Consider the following 21,272-nt stretch of genomic DNA (forward strand, 5'->3'; position numbering starts at 1 on the left):
AGTCCCTGTTCTCGAACTGACCAGAGAACAGATCATTCCATAATCAATGAGTTTTTCCCCGTCGCCCCCGACGGGGCTTTTTTTCCTGCCGCGTGGACAAGTATTCCCCAAACAGATGTGATAAATTTAAAAATATCACTGTTTATTCGACGCTGATGTCCGTTTGCAGCCCATTATGCTGGGGTGACGTTTGGCGTGCTGGAGCTGTATTATTCATGTCAGATTTTATTCTTGCCCGGGTGTCGCAAACCCTCGCTGCGGAACAGTCCCTGGAAACCCTGGTGCGCCAGCTGCTGGAGATGCTGGAGGCGGTGACCCGAATGGAGTCCACCTATCTTACCCGCATCGATATCAACGCCCAGCGGCAGCAGGTGATGTTCGCCCACAACAGCAGCGAAATGCAGATCCCGGAAGGATTCTCCGTCCCCTGGGATGAATCCCTGTGCAAACGCGCCCTTGAGGATCAGTGCACGTTTAGCAACGACGTGGCCCATCGCTGGCACTCCTGCATCGCCGCCCAGGAGCTGGGGATCGCCACCTTTTTAAGCATTCCCGTCCGCCTGGCCGATGGCTCTCTGTTCGGTACCCTCTGCGCCACCAGCCGACAGAAGCAACCTTATAATCTCGAAGGTGAACAGGTGATGGGCCTGTTCGCGAAGCTCATTTCCCACTACGTGGAAAAAGACACCCTGGTGCAACAGCTGCAGGCGGCTAACGTCGCGCTGGAGCTGCACTCGTCGACCGATGAACTCACCCAGCTTCCTAATCGCCGTGCGCTGTTTAAGCAGCTGGCGTTACGCTTTGCCTCCGCCCGCGCCCAGCAGCAGCAAGTCTCGCTGATTTTTATCGATCTCGACGGTTTCAAAGCCATTAACGATCGGTTCGGTCATCCGTGCGGCGACAGCTTTCTGGTGCAGGTCGGCGAACGACTCACTGCCGTCGCGCGCCGTGAGGATATCGTTGGTCGCCTTGGCGGCGATGAGTTTTTGATCGTCGGTAGCGCCCAGGATCCCGCGGCGCAGCAAGCGTATGTCGCGATCCTGCGCCAGGCCCTGTGCGGTGTCTACTTCCTCGGCGAGCAGCGTATCGACTATGAGGGAGCCAGTTTCGGGGTGATCATCTGCGATCCGCAGAGTATCGATGTTGAAGCGGCCTTGCGCGCCGCCGATGAGGCGATGTACCAGGATAAGAAGTCCCGCCGTCAGGAGAATTTCATTCATATTGACTAAAGTACCGTGATATCCAGTATCATGCTGGGCATCATTCGTGGGTACAGGGACACTATCATGAAATTGGGTATTCTTTTCCCGGTGGCGATCTTTATCATCGCCGTCGTCTTTCTCGGCTGGTTTTTCGTCGGCGGCTATGCGGCGCCGGGTGGGGCATAATGAAAAAAAGCACCATTATCATGCTGGTTGTCGCCATCGTGGCGGTGGCTGGCAGCCAGTTCGGCTGGTGGTGATCGCGGCGGCGATATTGCGGAGTTATCCTATCCCATCAACAAGTTAACCCTTTACACTCACGTTATCCACCGCGGCATTCTCTGCCCCGGGGAAAGCAGAATAGCGGGAGAAGTAAGGGATGAAAAAACCGATCGTGTTACCGTTGATTATTGCGCTGTGCACGCTGTTATCGGGATGCATTATTGACGATGGGTACCACGCCCATCGCCATCACCACCATCATCACTATCATGACGATGATTAATCCTTCAAGCTGTTGATGGGCCGATAAGACAGGGCGAACCACGGTTCGCCCGTTGACGCTTAATCCTGGCGCTCGTCGCCAAGGAAAATAAAGCCGAGAGGAATAGCGAAGAGCGCGGTAAAGACAATGCTGTAAACCGTCACCATCGCCCCCTGCAGGAAGAACATGGACGTCGTCCACTCCGAGTACGGCATATTATACTCGCTCACCACGCCCCCGAAGGTCGCCCGCCCCACTACCGCCAGCGCGATAGCAAACACCGCCGCGAGCGACAGACAGTATTTTTTGCAGTTTTTATTGCTGAGGAGTTTTTGCAGAATCATCGGGGCTTCCTTTTTGCTGAGCGATAAACGGCTGTATATGTAACACCAATGCAATAAAAAATGAAGGGTTTTTGTTACAGGGCAGAATAAGAGACGGCGGGCCGGTCAGCGGGTAACCGGCCCGTGGGGATCAGGACTGCAGGGTAGCCAGGCGCGCGGCAAACCCAACGAAAACCAGACCAATCAGGCTGTTGCCCAGTTTTGCCAGCTTCTTACGGGTTTTGACGTAGCGGGTGACAAACGAGCCGGAGAGGATCAAAAAGCTCATATAGCAGAAGCTAATCACCTCGAGAGTCAGCGCCAGAATAAAGAACGCCACGCCGGGCGCTTTGGCGTTAACATCGATAAACTGCACGAAAAACGACACATAGAACAGAATCGCTTTCGGATTGGTCAGACTCAGGGTCAGAGAGCGCTTGAGGATCGCGCTCGCCGGCTCCGCGCTGGCATCGGTCTGGCCATCGCGCTGGGTCAGCACCGCGTAGAGCATTTTGCCCCCCAGCCACAGCAGGTAGATCGCCCCGAGGTAGCGGACGACGTTAAACAGCACCGGCGTGGTCTTAATCAGCGTCGCCACGCCGGCAAAGGCCAGAAACATCAGCACCGCGTCGCCAATAAAGACGCCCGCCGCTGCCAGATAGCCTTTCTTCACGCCGTGGGCAATGCCCGTCTTCAGCACAAAAAACGTATTAGGACCAGGGACGAGGATGATAAACACCGCCCCGACCAGGTAGGTCAAATAATTCAGAACACCAAACTCAGCGAACACTCTGCACTCCTTCGCGCACGACTAAAACATGATCCGGCTCACGTTACCCCAACTGTCGGGATTTTGAAAGCGCAGCCTGTGCGGGAAGGTTAATAGACGGAAGGTTCACCCAGCGGGCGGGTTTTAAATCGACGGTGTACCCACAGATACTGCTCGGGGGCGCGCAAAATCTCGCGCTCGATGACCTTGTTGATATAGCCAGCGGCGATCTGCTTATCTTCACCCGGATAATCATTCATCACTTCGCTAATGTGCAGACTGTAGCCCTTACGACCCAGCTTGCGTACCATACTGATGCTCAGCATTTTCGCACCCGATAAACGGGACAGGACATAGGTGCCGTTGGTGGTCGCCGCCTGCGGGACAGAGAAAAACGGCGCAAACACGCTGCCCTTAGGACCGTAATCCTGGTCGGGAGCAAACCACACCGCTTCGCCTGATTTTAAGGCATGCACCAGACCGGTCAGGTTGTTGCGATCGATCATCGCTTTGTTCGAACGCAGGCGACCACGGGTTTGCACCCACTCCATCAGCGGGCTGTTGTGCGGACGATAAGTGGCCATCATTGGACGGCACAGTCCCATCGCGCGTCCGCCCAGCTCCAGCGACATAAAATGCACGCCGACCACCATCACCCCTTTGCCGCCGCTAAGCGCATGATTAAGATTGGCGAATCCTTCGACATCAAACCATTTCTTGACCCGCTCGTCGCTCCAGAACCAGGCCATGCCGGTTTCGATAAGCCCCATTCCCAGCGACATAAAGTTTTGATCGATCAGGGTCTCGCGCGCCGCCGGCGACATGTCCGGGAAGCAGAGCTCAATATTGCGCCGGGCGATATGTTCGCGGCGTTTGAGAAAGCGTCGGGAGAGCCGACCCGCGCTGGTGCCAATAAAATGCAGCAGCGGATAAGGCAGTTGCACGATTAACCAGAGGATGCCGAGCCCAAACCAGGTCAGCCAGTTGCGCGGGTGTAAAAGTTGTTTATTAAATACGCAGGCCATGATTTTTCCTGTAAACATTCATTATGTGGTAACGCTTAAGGAAAACAGAATCCATTTATCATCATTAGGCGGTACGTACAGCAACTTCGACAATACTAATCCGCTGAAATTCACTCCGGCAAGTAAAAAACAACTTGCTGACAAAAAAACATAATTGCGGCACATATGTTACCAAATGTAAACTTAAATCTTACCCCTCTCTTAATATATTCATCGTGCATATCATTTTCACGCTAATCATCAGCGTTACTATCAGAATAACCGAAACCCGCCGCGAGAACGCCTTGTCTGCCGGGGACTGAGCCCGCTCAGCCACGTGGCCCGCAGCCTGCCCGCCTCACCAGGATAGTCGGCTGTACCGCGAAAGAATTAAAGCGCTCCAGCTTCAGAGTGAAACATTTTTTATCCGTCGGCATAAGGAATATTAAAATCGCCTTAAGGGAATAATTAAGAATAGACTTATTTAAAGATGCTTTAAAAATAAGCGTCTTGCCAGTTGTTTGCACTTTAATACCGCCCTCACCCGCCGTAAAAAAAATATTTCTTTACGCCTTATATGCATAAAGCGCGGCATTTAGCGCGGACAGTGACCCGACATCGGGTCACTGTGGGGCAAATCGCAGCGAAGGCGTGAACGACGCCCTGGCCGCAGAGGATCAGTAAGTGTGGAAATATTGCTGGATCAGCTGCGGATCTTTCGTTTGCGTCAGCGCGGTCATCAACAGAATACGCGCTTTCGCTGGGTTGAGGGAGTCGGACACCAGCCCGGGCTGGCTGTCATCCGGCGGCACGACACCGCTGCCGGTACGGGAGGCGCGAACCACCACGATACCCGCCTGCTGCGCTTTTTTGATGCCCGCAGCGCTACGTACCGACACCGACCCCGCCCCGGTTCCGGCATAGATAATACCGTCGGCATGATGGGCGATCGCCGCATCGTACATATACTCCGGGTCGTCCTGGTAACCATAAATGATCACCACTTTCGGCAGGGTCTTCAGTTGGCGGACATCGAACACCGAGCGCAGGGTGTGAATTTTATCCACGCGCGTCTCGAACTGGGGTTTTCCGCCCACCACGACGCCAAGGTAGCCCTCCTCCGGCGCCCGGAAGGTATCCAGCGAAGTGGCATTGGTTTTGGTGACGAAGCGCGCCGCGCCGATGCGGTCGTTCAGCACCACCATTACCCCGCGTCCCCGGGCATCAGGATCGGCAGCGACCGTGACCGCTTCCAGCAGGTTCATCGGCCCGTCGGCGCTTATCGCCGTCGCCGGACGCATCGCCGCGCTAAAGACCACCGGCTTGTTGCTTTTCACCGTGAGATTGAGGAAATAAGGGGTTTCATCGAGGGTGTCCGTGCCGTGGGTGATCACCACGCCATCGACATCATCCCGGGCCAATAACGCATTCACCCGCTTCGAGAGTTCCAGAATAATGTCACTGGTCATATTCTCACTGCCGATATTCGCCACCTGCTCGCCTTCGACGTGGGCGATTTTACTCATTTCCGGTACGGCGTTAATCAGCGTCTGCACCCCAATCGCCCCGGCCTTATAACCCGTTGTCTGGGTATTGCTGGCAGCCGAACCGGCAATCGTCCCGCCGGTGGCTAAAATAACGATATGCGGTAGACGCGTCTCGCTAAACGCCAGGCTGCTCATCGTCAATAACGCAATGGTAAGTAATGCTCTAAAATTCATACAGGCCACTCCCTTCATAGACATTAATCAAACTAACGCTTGCTTAATGCAAAGGGCTTGCCAGAATTTATTTATTTTTTGGGGGGGAAATGGTTAACTATCAGACAATAATAAGGTTCTCGCATCAACATCGCCCAAATCTGGTGCACGGCTGGCTCTGAACCGGGCAGGCGCTATGAACCTGATACATTCTGGGTACTAACCTGTTCAGCAACAAACAACACAACACGCATTGCGATCAGATTATCGACACTTCCGTCACCCGCGAGGTCATTTTTGCCCGCCAGGTAACGCGTACGGAGAACAGAAATGCGTATTGCCCTGAAGTCAGCGCTGATGCTGACGACCAGAGTCATTCAGATCATTAACCCTGAACTGCACCGGCATATGCAACGAACGGCCTTAATCGCCCTAACGCTGGCGCAGAGGCTGGGGCTGCCTGCCGAGCGGCAACAGACCATTTTTTGCGCCGCGCTGCTGCATGATATCGGCGTGCTGGGAGATAAACGCACCATTCATTCGCTGGATGCCATCGATAACATCTACGATCCGCATCAGCGCCAGGGAGCGGCGATGCTGGAAGGGTTAGTAACCTTTCTGCCCATTGTCCCCTTCATTCGCGATCACCATTTTAGCCCGGACCACCGGGGTAGCCGCGAACAGCATATTGTCTACTTTGCCGATGCCTTTGAACGGCTGCTGCCTGCCGGGAGTCACGTGGCCGCCTGGCCCACGCGGGCAGTAGTGGAGCAGTTCGTGTCTGTGCACCGGGAAATCGATCCACCGCTGTGCGATATGCTGTGTGAGGTCGCTGAAAATGCGAACTTCTGGCAGCATCTTCATCCCGGCCATATTCAACGGCTGCTGGAGATCATTGCCCCTATCAACACGCTGTATCTGGATATTCATGGTCTGAAAGATGTCTGCCTGCTGATTGCCAAAATTGTCGACACCTACAGCAGCTTTACCGCCAGCCATAGCATCATGGTGGGGGAAATTGCCCGCCAGCTTGCCCGCTGGATGCCGCTGCCGGAGCCCACCTGCCAGCAAATTCAGATTGCCGGCTACCTGCATGATATTGGCAAGGTCTATATCCCGCTCTCCATCCTCGAAAAAGAGGGCGAGCTGGATGAGGACGAACTGAACCAGGTGCGCGAGCACAGCTATATGACCGGCGAGATCCTCAGCGACTACAGCGAACTTGGCGACATAATTAACTGGGCGTCGAATCACCATGAAAAACTGGACGGCAGCGGCTACCCTCTGCATCTCGAAAAAAATCATCTGACCCTCGCCGACCGTATTATCTCTATCGCCGATATTTTCACCGCGCTGACCGAAGATCGCCCTTATCGCAAAGGGATGGCCTGGCAGGAGGCCTTACAGATCATCGAAGCGGATGTTATAAATGGCGCTCTGGATAGCGATGTCTTTCTCGTTTTGCGCCACCATGCAGAAACGCTGCACGCCATCATTCTTCAGGCCCTCGAACACCCCCGCAGCGAGCACCGCCCCTGAAGCGGGCCCCGTCAAGGCGGGGGGCGAGTTCTATAATTAAAACAGCTTCATCTGCATGCAAGGAAATACAGGGTGAGAATCGCCACCATCACCAACTGGGCTTACGGGATCACCGTCGGCCTGACGCTGGCATCCGGCAGCGCCATGCTCATGGCCTCCAGCGCCGACCGCGTCGAACGCCAGGCGGTACAGCAGCGCCAGGCCTTTGATACCCTCTCCGACGAGGTGGAAAACGACGCCTGGGCGCAGTCTGACCTCGCCCGGCTGTACGTGGTTAAGCCTTCGCCGGAGACGCTTACGCAATATCAGCAGCTGCAGCAGGCCAACAAGAGCATTGAGCAGCGGCTGGCCAGGCTGAAAGATAACGGCGCCAGCCGCGAGGAGCTGGCGCTACTGCACGATGGCCTGCAGATCGCCGATGAGCTGCAGGATGAGCAGCAGGCGGCCCTGACGCATGTCGCCCGCGGCGATGCGCCAGCGGCCATCGCCGTGCTGTACGGCAAAGCGTATGAGACCGAACTGGAACGAATGCAGACGCAGATCGATCACTTCCGCCTGATGCTTGAGCATCGCGCCTCCGCCGCCATTGACCAGGCCACCGAGCGCTCGCGGACCTGGCGCACCCTGTCGGAAATCATGGTCGGCCTGACCGCCCTGATGTTTTTGTTTGTCCTCGGCTTCATTCTCAAACGCCGGGTACTGTATCCGGTGGTGCGCCTGAGCGATGTGGTGCAGCGTCTCGCCTCCCAGGATTATGCGGTGGAGACGCCGCAGTTCACCCAGGTGGATGAGATTGGCGATATGGCTCAGGCTATCCGCATTTTTCGCGAGAACGGTCTGGCCCGCCAGCAGCTGGAACAGCAACGCGACGCCGACTGGGCGATCCGTGAACTGCTGGCGCGTATGACCCAGCGTCTGCAGGGCTGTGAAACCATTGAGGATGTGATTAAGGTGGCGGAGCTGTTCGCGCCGAACATCGCCCCGACGATCCCCGGTAAACTGTATATTCTGGATACCGATCCGTGGCAGATGCGCTGCGTGGCGCAGTGGCTGTCGCCCGCCGAGGAGACGACGCCCTTTGCTCCCGACGACTGCTGGGCGATACGTCGGGGACTCAGCCATCCGCCGGTGCAGGGTGAGCCCGATATCACCTGCTATCATCTGCCGGAGGCGCACGCCGGCCAGTCGCTCTGCGTACCGCTCATCGCCCAGGGCGAAGCGATCGGTCTGCTGAGCTTTCAGAACGTCACCGCCAGTGACGCCCCTTCCCGGGCTTACCTGGAGCTGATGGCCGAAGCGCTGGGACTGGCGCTCGCCAATCAGCGTTTACGCAGCGCCCTGCTGGAAAAAGCGTTGTTCGATTCGCTGACCGGCCTGCGTAACCGCCATCATCTTGACGAAGCGCTGCACTCGCAGATGGCGCTGGCGGTCCATACCCACACCCCGCTGAGCTGCCTAATGATTGACATCGATCACTTCAAAGCCATCAATGACCGCTACGGCCATGAGGCCGGGGATCTGGTGATTAAGAGCGTCGCGACCATTGTGCAGCGCGCGGTGCGCGATATCGGCATGGCTTTCCGCTACGGCGGCGAGGAGTTTTTAGTGTTGCTCCCCGGCATTGACGAAGCCGAGGCACACCAGTGCGCCAGCGAGATCTACACCCAGGTGCACAATATGACGCTGCGCGATGGTCTGACCGAGATAGGCCAGGTGGATGTATCGATTGGCATCGCCAGCTACCCGCAGCACACCCAAAGCGACAGCCTGCTGCGCGCAGCGGACGCCGCGCTGTACCGGGCGAAAGAGCTGGGCCGCTCAAGAATTGTCAGCTTTGGTCGCCTGAAGACCGGCTAAACGGGATTATGGCTCAGCGGCATTGAGCAGCGAGATAACTTTCCGCACCACCGCCGAACGGATATGGCGGTGGTAAACCATGCTCAGCTCGCTCTCCGCCAGCCGGTCCTGGAGATCGATATACACCACGTTATCAAGGCGTAAGGCCCGCGCCGAGACCGGAACCAGCGCCACCCCCACCCCAGCGGAGACCAGGCTAATCATCGAGGTGACGTCGTTAATTCGCTGCACCACCTGCGGCGTAAAGCCCGCGACGCGACAGGCGTCAATAAACACCTGCTCCAGTCCGGTGCCCTGCGGATCGTCAAGCGAGATCCAGTTGTCAGTGCGCAGCGAGGCCAGATTGAGCGCCCCCACGCCTGCCAGCGGATGCTGTTGATAGAGCGCCAGACACAGTTTTTCCCGCACAAATGGCCTAACCACCAGCGCGTCCGGTGGTGAAGCCAGCGGCGCGCGGATGATAGCGATATCCAGACGCAGATCCAGCAGCGCTTCGTAGAGCATTTGCACATCACCCTGCACCAGCGACAGCTCAATCCCCGGCCAGTCGGTGCGCAGCTCGCGCAGGAGCCCCGGCAGTTTGCTGTCATACATCGCACTGGAGACATAGCCCAGATGCAATCTCCCCTGCTCGCCTCGCGCGGTGCGCTGGGCGTCCAGGACCGCCTGATCGGCCATCTCCAGCGCCAGCCGCGTCTTCTGCAAGAAGGCCTCGCCCGCGGCGGTAAGGGTCAAGCGCCGGTTAGCGCGAGAGAAGAGCACCACGCCCAGGCGCTGCTCGAGTTGTTTAATCTGCTGGCTGAGGGCGGGCTGGGCGATATGTAACCGCTCCGCCGCCCGATGCATATGTAATTCTTCAGCAACGACCACAAAATGGCGTAACGCGCGAAAAGACATGGCCGAACTCCGCGGAGTAAATTGATAATAAAAATATTATCAATAACGCATGAATGATGCAATTGATAACCATTAGCCTGCGAAGCATACTATCCGCATCGACACGCTAAGGAGAACATCATGACCGCACCGATTCAGGATCTGCGCGACGCTATCGCGCTGCTGCAACAGCATGACAATCAGTACCTCGAAACCGATCATCCGGTTGACCCTAACGCAGAGCTGGCCGGCGTCTATCGCCACATCGGCGCGGGCGGCACCGTGAAGCGCCCCACCCGCATCGGCCCGGCGATGATGTTTAACAATATTAAGGGCTATCCGCACTCGCGCATCCTGGTGGGCATGCACGCCAGCCGCCAGCGGGCCGCGCTGCTGCTGGGCTGCGAAGCCTCACAGCTGGCGCTGGAAGTAGGCAAAGCGGTGAAAAAACCCGTCGCGCCGGTGGTCGTTCCGGCCAGCAGCGCCCCCTGTCAGGAACAGGTCTTTCTGGCCGACGATCCGGATTTTGATTTGCGCACCCTGCTCCCGGCGCCCACCAACACCCCGATCGACGCCGGTCCCTTCTTCTGCCTGGGCCTGGCGCTGGCCAGCGATCCCGACGACGCCTCGCTCACCGACGTCACCATCCACCGCTTGTGCGTCCAGGGCCGGGATGAGCTGTCGATGTTTCTCGCCGCTGGCCGCCATATCGAAGTGTTTCGTCAGAAAGCCGAGGCCGCTGGCAAACCGCTGCCGATAACCATCAATATGGGTCTCGATCCGGCTATCTATATCGGCGCCTGCTTTGAAGCGCCGACCACCCCGTTTGGCTATAACGAACTGGGCGTCGCCGGCGCGCTGCGTCAGCGTCCGGTAGAGCTGGTACAGGGCGTCAGCGTCCCGGAGAAAGCCATCGCTCGCGCCGAGATCGTTATCGAAGGGGAACTGCTGCCGGGCGTACGCGTCAGAGAAGATCAGCACACCAACAGCGGCCACGCGATGCCGGAGTTTCCTGGCTACTGCGGCGGTGCCAATCCATCGCTGCCAGTCATTAAAGTCAAAGCGGTGACCATGCGAAACAATGCGATTCTGCAGACGCTGGTAGGGCCGGGCGAAGAGCATACCACCCTCGCCGGGCTGCCAACGGAAGCCAGTATCTGGAATGCCGTTGAAGCCGCTATCCCGGGCTTTTTACAAAATGTCTACGCCCACACCGCGGGCGGCGGCAAATTCCTCGGGATCCTGCAGGTGAAAAAACGCCAGCCCGCCGACGAAGGGCGTCAGGGGCAGGCCGCGCTGGTAGCGCTGGCGACCTATTCCGAGCTGAAAAATATCATTCTGGTCGATGAAGATGTCGATATCTTTGACAGCGACGATATCCTGTGGGCGATGACCACCCGCATGCAGGGGGATGTCAGCATCACGACGATCCCCGGCATCCGTGGTCACCAGCTGGATCCTTCCCAGACCCCGGCATACAGCCCGTCGATCCGCGGAGAGGGTATCAGTTGCAAGACGATTTTCGATTGCACGGTGCCGTGGGCGTTAAAATCACACTTCGAACGCGCACCGTTTGCCGATGTCGATCCGCGTCCGTTTGCGCCGGAGTATTTTGCCCGGCTGGAAAAAAACCACGGTCAGTAAAATCAGGTGATAGCCGCCGGAGCACGGCGGCATCTTCCGAGCCAGTATCACCTGCAGCGGGTGGCTGAGGCAGGGTTAGTTGATCGCAGCGGAGAGGTCTTTTTTCACCTGCTCACGCTGCTCGGGGGTCAGCACCTGGCTCACGTCGAAGTAGTATTTCACACGATAATACCGCACCTGCTGGTCCAGCTGGCCAAAGGCGGCCAGCTGCTGTTTGACCTTAGCGTCATCCCATTTTCCGGAGTGAATAACGTCTGCCAGGGCACCATCCTGATAGCCGCTGATTTTAATCTGGCTTACATTATTTTCGAATCCCTGACGCAGCGCCTGGATTTTGGCGACCTGCTCTTCACTCAGCTTCAGGTGCTGGACGACCGGATCCTGCGAGACAGACGGTACGTCGGCGGAGGTCGACGCCTGGCTGGCTGCCGTAAAGCAGGTGGTCAGCGCAATGGCGAGCAGGGTGTTACGCAAGCAAGTATTCACAGTGAATGATCCTTCAGAAAAGAAAATGAGAGGCGATTATCACTGCGCTAATAAAGACTATCTGTAACAAAGGGTTAATTTAAAACTGGATAAAAAAAGGATGGTAAGAAACAGAAATCAGATCCCGAGTCAGCAGCACAGAAAGATATATTCATCCTTCCAGTAACGGCCCTGTCCAATGATATCCCCGGCGGCGCTGATTAACTGTTTTTGCTTTTCGGTTTCAATACCCTCAACGATCACATGGCTGGTCAGGGTATGAATAGACTGCAACAGCCCGGGAAAAGCGGGGTCGTTTTCTTTATCCCAGAAGTAATCTTTATCCACTTTGACGCAATCGAAGCGGAAGCGCTCGAGCAGCGGGAAGGACGTCCGTCCGCGGCCAAAATCATCCAGCCAGACCGGGCAAAGCGCCGCCAGCGTGCTCAGCGCCGTCAGCTCACGTCCGGCGATAAACTCGTGAAAGTTCTCATTTATTTCCAGAGCAATGTGTTTACAGGAGCGCAGGAAATCACAGAGATAGCGATCCGTCAGAATAAAGTGGCTTAATAAATCATCAATGTTCAGCGATATCGGCTTATTATCGACCCGGGCGAAATCAAATACGGAAAGTAACTCGATTTGCCGAATAAATAGAGCAAGCTTGTCGCGTTCGGTGAGCGTGGAGAAAGAAAACGTCGACGCAGAGGTGGTATTTTGTGCAGGTGCTATAATATCTTTAGTGAGCAATTCCCACGAGTGGTAGCCGCCATCGTCGCTAATAGCGGGCTCCAGAACGAAGCGATAAGAGGTATTTTTCACGTTTTCTTCAACCATTTAAAAAATACCAAAAATAAGAAAGGGTTAAAGCATGTCATATATTTTCCGCCAACAAAAATAGTTTAAAGTGATCGATAATAATCATTCGATAGTTAAAAGCTATCAAGATATAATTTATTGATCGGTAAATTGAATTAATATAAATTAGCCACTGCTGTAACACCCTCTTAAATGTCAATTAAAATATCGTTTCAAACCAGCCAGTTACCAGAGCAATCTGCGTAAAGCATGGTCACTTCACGCGTTGTCCCGCCAGGTAAAAAAGTGAGGTGTAATAAAAATGAAAAATACAAGCCGCCAATTTTAGTCATATCATTATGCCGAATATGAATAACGCCGGTCTCTGCGGCGCCTCTTCGCCTGGCATGTCATGAATCCTCAATAAAAAAATGTGATCCCGTCGACAAAACGTCATACTTTCCCGCTACCCTGCAACGAGGAAGAGTGAAGTGGATGACAGGCAGTGAAAAAAATAAACGTGATTCCGCTGGGGCTGATGCTATTCATGCTCATCGCCAGCGCGTGGCTGGGACCTGCGCCGCGGCACACCGGCAGAATGCAGTGCGTTTGGTTTGACGGGGCAATGGTGAGCTGCCTGCAAAAGCAACGGCTGGGCGAAGGCTCACCGCATCATTCGCTGGTCAGACGATAAACCGGTACCCGTCGGAGGCTGTTGAACAGATTGTCGCTGACTTCCACCTCTTCGGTGACAATTCCCATGCCGGACCGGCGCAATTGCGCAATGTCCGCCGCCACCCGCTGACTGCCGAACCAGAATAGCGCATCAAGCGCGGTAACCGGCAAGCCGGCAAGTAGCGCATGGCGAAGTCGCTCCCGGGCCGGCTTTATCTCGCGGGCAATCTGCTGGTACGGGGCCGCCGTCGGTCCCTGCGGATCGACGCGACGGATACGGTTTGACAGGTGGTACTGGAAGGTCTCCGGAATCGCCTGTAAATCCTGCTTCAGACTGTAGACACAACCGTAACGTTTGCCGTTGAAAACGGCGGCTTTACGGTTGAGCTGCAGCGCCTCGCGCAAATCCGCGATCAGCTGTGGCGCGCGCACCAGCAGCAGGCGAAAAGGCAGTTCGAAGCTGGTGACATAGTCGACGTTCAATAGCGCAATGCGCAGACGCTCCTCAGCCCCAGCCTGCAGCTGACGACACTCCAGATAGACCTCACGCCACTGCGCTCTGAGCCGTGGCGACTCACCGGCTTCGGTAAACTGGTATTTTTCAATATCGTAATCAATTCTCCCGGCCACCGCGCATTCCTTTCTGAATCAGTCCGGCGTCATAATAACATCCTCTGGCGCAGTACCCTATGCCGAGCGCCCTCGCGCATCCCCTTCCCGGTTATTTACGATACAGATAACGGGTGATGACCACATCAAGGACATACAGCAGGAAAATAACGCTGCTTAACCACAATAAACCTGCGAATAAATCAAGTAATTGCATCGTTGCTCCCTCACTGTTAGCCATCGCCAAATGACGCCCTATCACCATAAAGTAGTTAAGTTCTGCCTTAACAGCCACCGAATAACATTATTTAGTGAAAAGAAACCCCGGCGCTATTGTACGTTCATTTCACTGTCATCAATTTGTCATCATAAAATGTCTATCATCAACCCGCGCCGCAGGGTTGCCCCGCGCCTCATGGCATCCAGGAGAAACGCGCGGCCACAGGTTTAACAACATGGAATAATATCGCCCCACCGTATCCTTAATGACATTGCATCATCTTATATCAGGCGCCACTGTCATCCTGCTGAATAATCCGGAAAACGCTTTAAACAATAAACGCCCTGCTGATTGGTTTACCATGGAGAAATAAGATGCCCAGCGAAAAAGCCCGCAGTCTTGACCATTTCTATGAATTACTGGCGACAGGACAACACCCGAAAATCGAACTCGATTTTGATGTCGACGCGGACGATTTTTTTAAAATCGCCACCGAGTTTGGCGATATTGGCGCGAAGATCACCCGGGTCAACGAGCGATTTATTATTAAGATCAAGCCGCCGAAAGCGTAAGCGCCCCCCTGCCACCTTGTTGGGCGTCACGCCAGCCGTCGCGGCCCGACAAGGTTTTCTTAACGAGCCGCGGTCTGACGTTCGGCAAAATAGTGCGCCGGTGTCGCCCCCATCGTTTTTTTGAACATGGTAATAAAGGCATTTACCGATTCATACCCCAGCTTAGTCGCCACGTTTTGTACCGAAACGCCGCTGGCCAGCTCCTGCAGGGCAATAATCAAATGCAGCTGCTGACGCCAGCGCCCGAAGGTGAGGCCAGTCTCCCGCAGCATCACCCGTGCCAGCGAGCGCTCACTCAGCGCCAGACGCTTCGCCCACACCGACAGGGTACTGCGATCGTCAGGATGGCTGACCAGCCGGTCGGCCATCGCACGAATTTTGGGATGTGCTGAGACGGGCAGATTCAGGCGCTGCGCCGGCATGGTCGCCAGTTCGTCAAGGGTCACCCGGGTGAGTCTCCCGGCATGGCTATCCGCCACATAATCCGCCCCCTCACGAGTGAGTCGCTCCACCAGCTCGTGGATCAGGGGAGAGAGCGCCAGGGTGCAGCAGCTGCCAGGCAGCGCGGCAGCGCCGGGTTCAATAAACAGATAATTGAGGCGCGCGTTCCAGGTGGCGGACACACTGTGCGGAATACCGCCCGGGATCCATACCGCGCAGCGAGGCGGCACAATCCACAGGTTATTTTCCGCCCGACAGCTCACCGCACCATACAGCACAATAATCAACTGCCCTTTGCGATGGGTATGCACCGGCACTTCCGCTTCATACTCGACAAAATCAAGATGACAGGCGACGGCCGGACAGGACGCGGCGTCCGGATCGTATAGCGTATTGGCAAAAGGTGATGGCATATGATTGGCCAGATTCAGGTATTTTTTGACAGAATAGAGTATTTCGCCGCAAGCGCAAGCCAGCAATAATCCGCGGCATGAACATTAACCGCTTTCGCCAGGCCTCCTGGCTGCGTGCCGCAGGCGCCGTCGCGCGCCCTTTCATGCCGCAATCGACTTCAGCCGTCCTGCGCAGTGATGCCCAGGCGGTACTCTTTTCCGCAAAGAGTTTCGCCGCGGCGATGCTGGCGTACTATCTTGCGCTATTCATCGGTCTGCAAAGGCCTTCGTGGGCCATCATCACTGTCTATATTGTGTCGCAGACCTCGGTGGGCGCATCGCTAAGCCGCAGCGTCTATCGCCTGGTCGGGACCCTCGTCGGCGCGGCGGCCACCGTCTTCATCGTGCCCACCTTCGTCAACCAGCCGATCCTGTGTAGCGCCATGCTGGCCCTGTGGATCGCGGGTTGCCTGTGTCTGTCGCTACTTGAGCGCACGCCGCGCGGATACGCTTTTTTGCTGGCGGGTTACACCGCGAGCCTGATTGGCTTTCCCGCCGTCTCCGCGCCCGGGACGATCTTTGACCTCGCGGTCACTCGGGTGGAAGAGATCGCCATCGGTATCTTGTGCGCCGGATTGATTCACCGCTTCGTGCTGCCGGTGCGCATCGCCGGGCGGTTTAACAGCACGCTGGCACAGACGCTGGCAACCGCCCGGCAGCGGATCGCCGATACGCTGGCCGGTAAGCCGGTGGCGGCGGAAACGCTGCGGCTGGCACTGAGCCTGCAGTTTTTGCAGGGCATCAACCACCATCTTCCCTGGGATGACGACCTCTCGGTTCCCCACCGCCAGGCCAGAAAAGCGATCCACGACCGGCTGGCACGACTGTTGATCGTTAATGGCGAATTGCACGACCGTTTACAGAGAGCCGGAAAGCGGCCAGCTGACCTGCAGATGCTGCTGGCGGAAGCAGAGAGCTGGCTGAGAGGCCAGGAAGCCCACAGAACGGCGCTCTCCGCCGACGAGCTACTCTCCCGCTGCGAGCCGCTCATCAACCGGTACGCCCCTGCGCAGACGCTGAACGAGGCGCTGCGCGTTAGCCTGGTGCGCCACCTGGCGGAAGCCATCCGTCTCCTGCAGCAGATCGAACGGCTGGCGAAGGCGATTTATCACCGGCGCTCGCCAGCCCTTCCCCCTGACGCCCGCTCGGCAAAGGGCTATGTTTTCCATCGCGATCCGCTCAGCGCCCTGCGGACCGCCTTCGGTGCCTTCGTCATCATCCTCAGCGGCTGCCTTATCTGGATAGGCTCTGCCTGGCCCGATGGCGGCACCGCGGTCTCGATCCTCGGGGTCTGCTGTAGCCTGTTCGCCAGCTTCGATGCACCGGCGGCGCATCTGGTGAAATACCTGATCGGCTGCGTGTGGGGCGTGCTGTTCAGCCTGCTGTATAGTTTCGCCCTGCTGCCGCAGGTGAGCGAATTTGCCCTGCTGGCGGCGATGCTCGCCCCGGTCTATCTGCTGGCCGGTTCGCTGCAGGCGCGACCGCCCACCACCTTTATGGCGATGGGCATCACCCTGACGCTGCCGATAATGTGCGAACTGGGCCCCAGCTACCAGGGGGATTTCGCGACGGCGATGAATACCTCTATCGCGCTGTTTGTCGCCATCGGCTATGCCGCGTTTGGTATGCGCCTGCTGCAAACCGTGCAGGCCGATGCCGCTGTCCATCGTCTGCTGACGCTGTGCCGTCGCGATATCCGCCGCGCCGCGCGGGGCCGACTGGCGCACAATGCCCACCGCTGGACCAATCTGATGATCGACCGGACCGCTTTACTGCTGCCGCGGCTACCGCAGAGCGGGCCGGCCGCAGGTCAACTGCTGGACAAGATGCTGCACGATATTCGTACCGGCCTGGCGGTGATCCACCTGCGCCGTAGCTATCAGCCGATGGATCGAGAAGCGGCTACCGCTGTGCAGACGCTGCTTGACGCCCTTAAGCAGGAGCCTGATATAGGGGCCCTCGCGCAGCCTGTTGACGCGCTGTTGGCCCACGGTTTACCGGCTGATGCCGCCTCACATGAGCGCGCGGAAGCGCTCATTTCCCTGTATTGCGCCTTACACCGGCCTGAGGAGAGCCAAAGCCATGCGTGATCTCGCGATGGGCGGGGTATTTTTCCCCGGCCTGCTGGTTGTCGGCCTTATCGCCCTGCTCGCGACGCTGCTGTTGCAACCGCTTATTTTCTCCACCCGGGGACTGGGCCGCTTGCCCTGCCGCCCGCTGTGGGGGCTTTCCCTCTATATCGCACTCTTTTTCCTGCTCCTGCAGGAGGTTAACACGCTGGGGTTTGCCGTATGACAGTTTATCTCACTCTTCTGGGCCGCTACGCCCTGACCTTAGGCGCCGTTGCCGCCGCCGCGCTACTGGCTTTCATTCTCTGGAAACAGGAGGCGCAAACGCCCTGGACCCGCGATGGTCGGATGCGGGCCGACGTGGTGCAGATCGCCCCCGATGTCTCGGGGCCGGTGGCCAGCGTGGCGGTGAAAGACAACCAGTGGGTCAATCGGGGAGATGTGCTCTATTCCATCGATCCGCGCTGGCTGAAGCTGGCGGTCAGTAGCGCCCAGGCGGAGGTGGAAGCCCGACGCCAGGAGATGGCGATGCGCCAGGATGCCGCCAGACGACGGGCGCAGATCCAGGGCGTCATCTCCAGCGAAGATCTGAAACAGACCACCAGCGCGGCCAGCGTCGCGGCCGCTAACTACCAGGGCGCGCTGGCGGCACTGGCGCTGGCGCAACTGAATTTAGCGCATGCCACCGTGCGGACGCCGGTGGCCGGGTACGTCACCCATCTGCGGCTACGCCCGGGCGACTATGCCACCGCTGGGGTGACGAAAGTGGCCATTATCGATGGCCAGAGTTTCTGGGTGGTGGGGTATTTTGAAGAGACCCGCCTGCGCCACATCCACGTTGGCGATACCGCACACATCACGCTGATGGGGTATGATCCGGTCATTACCGGCCATGTGGAGAGTATCGGACACGGGATCGGCGATACCAGTGATGAGACCGGCGCCCTGGGCCTGCCGCAGGTCGAGCCGACCTTCAGCTGGGTGCGGCTGGCGCAGCGTGTGCCAGTGCGCATCCATATCGATACCCTGCCCGAGGGGGTGGAACGGGTCGCCGGTTTGTCCGCGACTGTCTCAGTCATTCCCGCGCGGTTGGCGCGGCGCGCCGGCAAATCCTCACCTGCCGGCGCGAATCAGGCTCAGTGATAGCCCTCGCTGCCGGAGACTTTGCCGCGAAAGACGTAATAGCTCCAGGCGGTATACATCAGGATCACCGGGATAATGAGCAGCGCCCCCGGCAGCATAAATACCTGGCTGGAGGGCGGCGCGGCAGCATCCCACAGGGAGATATTCGGTGGGATAATGTTCGGCCAGACGCTGATCCCCAACCCGCTGAAGCCGAGGAAAATCAGGCCCAGCGTCAGGATAAAGGGACGAGCGTGGCTGGCGGGACGCGCGCTCAGGCGCCAGATCCACAGGCTCAGCGCCAACACCAGAATCGGTACCGGCACGAACCAGAAGAAATTGGGCAGCGTAAACCAGCGCTCCGCCACGTAGCGCCAGCCCAACGGCGTCCAGACGCTGACCACCGCGATCACCACCATCAGCGCCAGCAGCACCTTGCGGGTCAGCGCGCGCATCCGCTGCTGCAGCGCGCCTTCGCTTTTCATGATCAGCCACGTGGTGCCGAGCAGCAGATAGGCCACCACCAGCCCCAGACCGCAGAACAGGTTAAAGGGGGTAAGCCAGTCCAGCGTCGAACCGGCGAAGCGGCGGTCAGCCACCGCAAAGCCATTGATAAACGCGCCGACGACAATCCCCTGGCTGAAGGTCGCCAGCAGCGAGCCGCCGGCGAAGGCAGAGTCCCAGAAGGTACGATGTGAGGGAACCGCTTTAAAACGAAATTCAAACGCCACGCCGCGAAAAATCAGTCCGATGAGCATCGCCGTCAGCGGGATGACCAGCGCATCGGTGATCACCGCATAGGCCAGCGGAAAGGCGCCGAACAGCCCTGCCCCGCCGAGTACCAGCCAGGTTTCATTTCCATCCCAGACGGGCGCTACGCTGTTGACCATCACGTCGCGCTCTTCGCCATCATGCACCACGCTGAACAGCATCCCAATACCTAAATCGAAACCATCCATCACGATATACATCAGCGTGGCGAAGACGATGATGACAAACCAAATCACCGAGATATCGATGCTCATGATGCGTTCTCCTCATCCCGCACCGGCTCTGCCGCCGAGAGCGGACGCGCCGGGGTGCCGGCGGTTTGCGAGGTCAGCTCCGTCACCGGCTGCGGCCCTTTTTTGATAAGCCGGAAAATGTAGTAATACCCCACGCCAAACACCGCGCAGTAGACCACGATAAACACCAGCAGGCTGATGGCCATCTGCAGCGTGCTGTGCAACGACACCGCATCCCGGGTGCGCAGCAAGCCGTAAATCACCCACGGCTGGCGGCCCATCTCGGTGGTCACCCACCCGGCGACCAGGGCAATAAGGCCAGCAGGCCCCATGCAGAGCGCAAACCACTGAAAGGGACGCGAGTGATACAGTCGCCGCCGATAGCGCAGCCAGGCGCTGCAGATCCCTAAGGCGATCATCAACATTCCCATCCCAACCATGATGCGAAACGACCAGAAAACGGCGGGCGAATAGGGTCGGTCCTCTTTCGGGAAGTCTTTCAGGGCCGGCACCTGCTTATGCAGACTGTGGGTGAGGATCAGGCTGCCGAGAGCGGGGATCTCCAGACCATAGCGGGTGCGCTCCTGTTCCATATCCGGCAGACCAAACAGCAGCAGCGGCGTGGCCTCGCCGGGTCGGTTTTCCCAGTGCCCCTCAATGGCGGCGATCTTCGCTGGCTGATGCTCAAGGGTGTTAAGACCATGCATATCCCCCACCACCGCCTGGATTGGCGCCACCAGCAGCGCCATCCACATCGCCATCGACAGCATTTTGCGGATGGCCGGCGAGTCGTTGCCACGCAGAAGATGCCACGCGGCAGAGGCCCCGACGAACATGGCGCTGCTGAGAAACGCGGCTATCGCCATATGAAACAAACGATACGGGAACGAGGGGTTAAAGATAATCGCCAGCCAGTCTTGCGGAATGAGATGGCCATTTTCGATGGTAAAACCCTGCGGCGTCTGCATCCAGCTGTTGGAGGCGAGGATCCAGAAAGTGGAGACCAGGGTGCCAAGCGCCACCATGCAGGTGGTAAAAAAATGCAGCGCCGGCGGCACTTTATTCCAGCCAAACAGCATCACCCCGAGGAATCCCGCTTCGAGGAAAAAGGCGGTCAACACTTCGTACAGCAGCAGCGGGCCGGTAATGCTGCCGGCAAACTGGGAGAATCCGCTCCAGTTGGTGCCGAACTGATAGGACATGACTAATCCGGAAACCACGCCCATCCCAAAATTGACGGCAAAAATTTTCAGCCAGAAATTGTAGAGTGAACGCCAGACATTATCCCGGGTTCGCAGCCACATCCCCTCAAGCACCACCAGGTAGCTGGCAAGGCCGATAGTGATAGCCGGAAACAGGATATGGAAGGAAACGGTAAAGGCAAATTGCAGTCGGGCCAGATGAAACGCGTCAAATTCAAACATAATCCGCACCCATCATTGTGAAT

Annotated in this window: 23 protein-coding genes; 12 read left to right on the plus strand and 11 right to left on the minus strand. The window is 57.4% G+C overall.

What is annotated here, in order from left to right:
* The first annotated feature begins 215 nt into the window (after positions 1-215).
* From CWM57_RS05790 to CWM57_RS05805, 4 genes are all read left to right on the plus strand, one after another.
* Positions 216-1,229, plus strand: coding sequence for a sensor domain-containing diguanylate cyclase (locus CWM57_RS05790; RefSeq protein WP_074386264.1), 1,014 nt, complete (start codon positions 216-218; stop codon positions 1,227-1,229).
* Between the two features lie 57 nt (positions 1,230-1,286).
* The gene (locus CWM57_RS05795) at positions 1,287-1,388 is read left to right on the plus strand and encodes a YoaK family small membrane protein (RefSeq protein ID WP_004150782.1); all 102 of its coding nucleotides are present in this window, start codon (positions 1,287-1,289) and stop codon (positions 1,386-1,388) included.
* Positions 1,388-1,462: a protein YoaJ gene (gene yoaJ / locus CWM57_RS28395; protein ID WP_004892898.1), complete on the plus strand. Its 75-nt coding sequence runs from the start codon at positions 1,388-1,390 to the stop codon at positions 1,460-1,462. The genes CWM57_RS05795 and yoaJ overlap by 1 nt, the downstream gene beginning before the upstream one ends.
* Positions 1,463-1,581: 119 nt before the next feature.
* Positions 1,582-1,707, plus strand: coding sequence for a hypothetical protein (locus CWM57_RS05805; protein WP_012542130.1), 126 nt, complete (start codon positions 1,582-1,584; stop codon positions 1,705-1,707).
* A 59-nt stretch (positions 1,708-1,766) separates the two neighbouring features.
* Here the strand turns inward: CWM57_RS05805 and CWM57_RS05810 are convergent, their stop codons facing one another.
* The 4 genes from CWM57_RS05810 to fraE form a co-directional block, all read right to left on the minus strand.
* Positions 1,767-2,030 carry a DUF2534 family protein gene (locus CWM57_RS05810; RefSeq protein ID WP_004203731.1) on the minus strand — a complete coding sequence of 88 codons (264 nt, stop codon included), beginning with the start codon at positions 2,028-2,030 and terminating at the stop codon, positions 1,767-1,769.
* Positions 2,031-2,160: 130 nt separating this feature from the next.
* Positions 2,161-2,799 (minus strand): leucine efflux protein LeuE, encoded by a 639-nt coding sequence (gene leuE / locus CWM57_RS05815; RefSeq protein ID WP_061155011.1) that lies wholly within the window; start codon positions 2,797-2,799, stop codon positions 2,161-2,163.
* Positions 2,800-2,888: 89 nt separating this feature from the next.
* On the minus strand, positions 2,889-3,803 hold the full coding sequence (gene lpxP / locus CWM57_RS05820) for a kdo(2)-lipid IV(A) palmitoleoyltransferase (protein ID WP_061155012.1): 915 nt from the start codon (positions 3,801-3,803) through the stop codon (positions 2,889-2,891).
* Between the two features lie 656 nt (positions 3,804-4,459).
* Positions 4,460-5,503 carry a fructose-asparagine asparaginase gene (gene fraE, locus CWM57_RS05825; protein WP_074386265.1) on the minus strand — a complete coding sequence of 348 codons (1,044 nt, stop codon included), beginning with the start codon at positions 5,501-5,503 and terminating at the stop codon, positions 4,460-4,462.
* Between the two features lie 309 nt (positions 5,504-5,812).
* Here fraE and CWM57_RS05830 point away from each other — a divergent pair, with 309 nt between their 5' ends.
* Positions 5,813-7,021, plus strand: coding sequence for an HD domain-containing phosphohydrolase (locus CWM57_RS05830; protein WP_100675753.1), 1,209 nt, complete (start codon positions 5,813-5,815; stop codon positions 7,019-7,021).
* 72 nt (positions 7,022-7,093) lie between these two features.
* The gene (locus CWM57_RS05835; RefSeq protein ID WP_100675754.1) at positions 7,094-8,878 is read left to right on the plus strand and encodes a sensor domain-containing diguanylate cyclase; all 1,785 of its coding nucleotides are present in this window, start codon (positions 7,094-7,096) and stop codon (positions 8,876-8,878) included.
* Positions 8,879-8,884: 6 nt separating this feature from the next.
* Here the strand turns inward: CWM57_RS05835 and CWM57_RS05840 are convergent, their stop codons facing one another.
* Positions 8,885-9,775: a LysR substrate-binding domain-containing protein gene (locus CWM57_RS05840; RefSeq protein ID WP_074386268.1), complete on the minus strand. Its 891-nt coding sequence runs from the start codon at positions 9,773-9,775 to the stop codon at positions 8,885-8,887.
* 120 nt (positions 9,776-9,895) lie between these two features.
* Here CWM57_RS05840 and CWM57_RS05845 point away from each other — a divergent pair, with 120 nt between their 5' ends.
* Positions 9,896-11,398 carry a UbiD family decarboxylase gene (locus CWM57_RS05845; RefSeq protein ID WP_016160696.1) on the plus strand — a complete coding sequence of 501 codons (1,503 nt, stop codon included), beginning with the start codon at positions 9,896-9,898 and terminating at the stop codon, positions 11,396-11,398.
* A gap of 75 nt (positions 11,399-11,473) precedes the next feature.
* Here CWM57_RS05845 and CWM57_RS05850 read toward each other — a convergent pair whose 3' ends face one another.
* Both CWM57_RS05850 and CWM57_RS05855 read right to left on the minus strand, forming a co-directional pair.
* A complete protein-coding gene (locus CWM57_RS05850) occupies positions 11,474-11,884 on the minus strand; it encodes a Spy/CpxP family protein refolding chaperone (RefSeq protein WP_074386270.1) in 411 nt (136 codons plus the stop codon).
* A gap of 129 nt (positions 11,885-12,013) precedes the next feature.
* A complete protein-coding gene (locus CWM57_RS05855) occupies positions 12,014-12,700 on the minus strand; it encodes an EAL domain-containing protein (RefSeq protein ID WP_061155017.1) in 687 nt (228 codons plus the stop codon).
* A gap of 466 nt (positions 12,701-13,166) precedes the next feature.
* On the opposite strand from CWM57_RS05855, the gene CWM57_RS27160 reads away from it, so the two are divergent.
* Positions 13,167-13,355 carry a hypothetical protein gene (locus CWM57_RS27160; protein ID WP_133122269.1) on the plus strand — a complete coding sequence of 63 codons (189 nt, stop codon included), beginning with the start codon at positions 13,167-13,169 and terminating at the stop codon, positions 13,353-13,355.
* Here the strand turns inward: CWM57_RS27160 and CWM57_RS05860 are convergent.
* Positions 13,334-13,966, minus strand: a complete 633-nt coding sequence (locus CWM57_RS05860; RefSeq protein WP_074386271.1) for a DNA-binding protein — start codon at positions 13,964-13,966, stop codon at positions 13,334-13,336. The two genes, CWM57_RS27160 and CWM57_RS05860, sit on opposite strands and share 22 nt — an antisense overlap.
* Before the next feature lie 573 nt (positions 13,967-14,539).
* On the opposite strand from CWM57_RS05860, the gene CWM57_RS05865 reads away from it, so the two are divergent.
* Positions 14,540-14,737: a hypothetical protein gene (locus CWM57_RS05865; RefSeq protein ID WP_032754041.1), complete on the plus strand. Its 198-nt coding sequence runs from the start codon at positions 14,540-14,542 to the stop codon at positions 14,735-14,737.
* A 59-nt stretch (positions 14,738-14,796) separates the two neighbouring features.
* Here the strand turns inward: CWM57_RS05865 and CWM57_RS05870 are convergent, their stop codons facing one another.
* Entirely contained in the window at positions 14,797-15,591 is a 795-nt protein-coding gene (locus tag CWM57_RS05870) for an AraC family transcriptional regulator (RefSeq protein ID WP_100675788.1), read from the minus strand.
* A gap of 77 nt (positions 15,592-15,668) precedes the next feature.
* Between CWM57_RS05870 and CWM57_RS05875 the strand changes: the two genes are divergently transcribed.
* From CWM57_RS05875 to CWM57_RS05885, 3 genes are read left to right on the plus strand one after another with little or no spacing between them, the layout of a single operon-like run.
* Complete coding sequence (locus tag CWM57_RS05875; protein WP_100675755.1) at positions 15,669-17,720, plus strand: FUSC family protein; 2,052 nt, start codon at positions 15,669-15,671, stop codon at positions 17,718-17,720.
* Positions 17,713-17,925, plus strand: a complete 213-nt coding sequence (locus CWM57_RS05880) for a DUF1656 domain-containing protein (RefSeq protein ID WP_074386273.1) — start codon at positions 17,713-17,715, stop codon at positions 17,923-17,925. Before CWM57_RS05875 ends, CWM57_RS05880 begins: the two co-directional genes overlap by 8 nt.
* Positions 17,922-18,842, plus strand: a complete 921-nt coding sequence (locus CWM57_RS05885) for an HlyD family secretion protein (protein ID WP_100675756.1) — start codon at positions 17,922-17,924, stop codon at positions 18,840-18,842. Before CWM57_RS05880 ends, CWM57_RS05885 begins: the two co-directional genes overlap by 4 nt.
* Here CWM57_RS05885 and cydB read toward each other — a convergent pair.
* On the minus strand, positions 18,836-19,846 hold the full coding sequence (cydB, locus tag CWM57_RS05890; RefSeq protein WP_074386275.1) for a cytochrome d ubiquinol oxidase subunit II: 1,011 nt from the start codon (positions 19,844-19,846) through the stop codon (positions 18,836-18,838). The two genes, CWM57_RS05885 and cydB, sit on opposite strands and share 7 nt — an antisense overlap.
* Positions 19,843-21,249, minus strand: coding sequence for a cytochrome ubiquinol oxidase subunit I (locus CWM57_RS05895; protein ID WP_061155025.1), 1,407 nt, complete (start codon positions 21,247-21,249; stop codon positions 19,843-19,845). The genes cydB and CWM57_RS05895 overlap by 4 nt, the downstream gene beginning before the upstream one ends.
* Positions 21,250-21,272: the final 23 nt, after the last annotated feature.

The organism is Klebsiella sp. G-Nf4, from assembly GCF_002810615.1.
Taxonomy (GTDB): domain Bacteria; phylum Pseudomonadota; class Gammaproteobacteria; order Enterobacterales; family Enterobacteriaceae; genus Klebsiella; species Klebsiella variicola.

What these genes read in the sequence shown, in the direction of transcription:
- CWM57_RS05895 (WP_061155025.1), bottom strand. Translation starts at nt 21,249, where the DNA reads ATGTTTGAATTTGACGCGTTTCATCTGGCCCGACTGCAATTTGCCTTT.
- lpxP (WP_061155012.1), bottom strand. Translation starts at nt 3,803, where the DNA reads ATGGCCTGCGTATTTAATAAACAACTTTTACACCCGCGCAACTGGCTG.
- cydB (WP_074386275.1), bottom strand. Translation starts at nt 19,846, where the DNA reads ATGAGCATCGATATCTCGGTGATTTGGTTTGTCATCATCGTCTTCGCC.
- CWM57_RS05810 (WP_004203731.1), bottom strand. Translation starts at nt 2,030, where the DNA reads ATGATTCTGCAAAAACTCCTCAGCAATAAAAACTGCAAAAAATACTGT.
- CWM57_RS05845 (WP_016160696.1), top strand. Translation starts at nt 9,896, where the DNA reads ATGACCGCACCGATTCAGGATCTGCGCGACGCTATCGCGCTGCTGCAA.
- CWM57_RS05885 (WP_100675756.1), top strand. Translation starts at nt 17,922, where the DNA reads ATGACAGTTTATCTCACTCTTCTGGGCCGCTACGCCCTGACCTTAGGC.
- CWM57_RS05830 (WP_100675753.1), top strand. Translation starts at nt 5,813, where the DNA reads ATGCGTATTGCCCTGAAGTCAGCGCTGATGCTGACGACCAGAGTCATT.
- CWM57_RS05855 (WP_061155017.1), bottom strand. Translation starts at nt 12,700, where the DNA reads ATGGTTGAAGAAAACGTGAAAAATACCTCTTATCGCTTCGTTCTGGAG.
- CWM57_RS05795 (WP_004150782.1), top strand. Translation starts at nt 1,287, where the DNA reads ATGAAATTGGGTATTCTTTTCCCGGTGGCGATCTTTATCATCGCCGTC.
- CWM57_RS05805 (WP_012542130.1), top strand. Translation starts at nt 1,582, where the DNA reads ATGAAAAAACCGATCGTGTTACCGTTGATTATTGCGCTGTGCACGCTG.
- fraE (WP_074386265.1), bottom strand. Translation starts at nt 5,503, where the DNA reads ATGAATTTTAGAGCATTACTTACCATTGCGTTATTGACGATGAGCAGC.
- CWM57_RS05840 (WP_074386268.1), bottom strand. Translation starts at nt 9,775, where the DNA reads ATGTCTTTTCGCGCGTTACGCCATTTTGTGGTCGTTGCTGAAGAATTA.
- CWM57_RS05880 (WP_074386273.1), top strand. Translation starts at nt 17,713, where the DNA reads ATGCGTGATCTCGCGATGGGCGGGGTATTTTTCCCCGGCCTGCTGGTT.
- CWM57_RS05870 (WP_100675788.1), bottom strand. Translation starts at nt 15,591, where the DNA reads ATGCCATCACCTTTTGCCAATACGCTATACGATCCGGACGCCGCGTCC.
- CWM57_RS05790 (WP_074386264.1), top strand. Translation starts at nt 216, where the DNA reads ATGTCAGATTTTATTCTTGCCCGGGTGTCGCAAACCCTCGCTGCGGAA.
- CWM57_RS05865 (WP_032754041.1), top strand. Translation starts at nt 14,540, where the DNA reads ATGCCCAGCGAAAAAGCCCGCAGTCTTGACCATTTCTATGAATTACTG.
- CWM57_RS05875 (WP_100675755.1), top strand. Translation starts at nt 15,669, where the DNA reads ATGAACATTAACCGCTTTCGCCAGGCCTCCTGGCTGCGTGCCGCAGGC.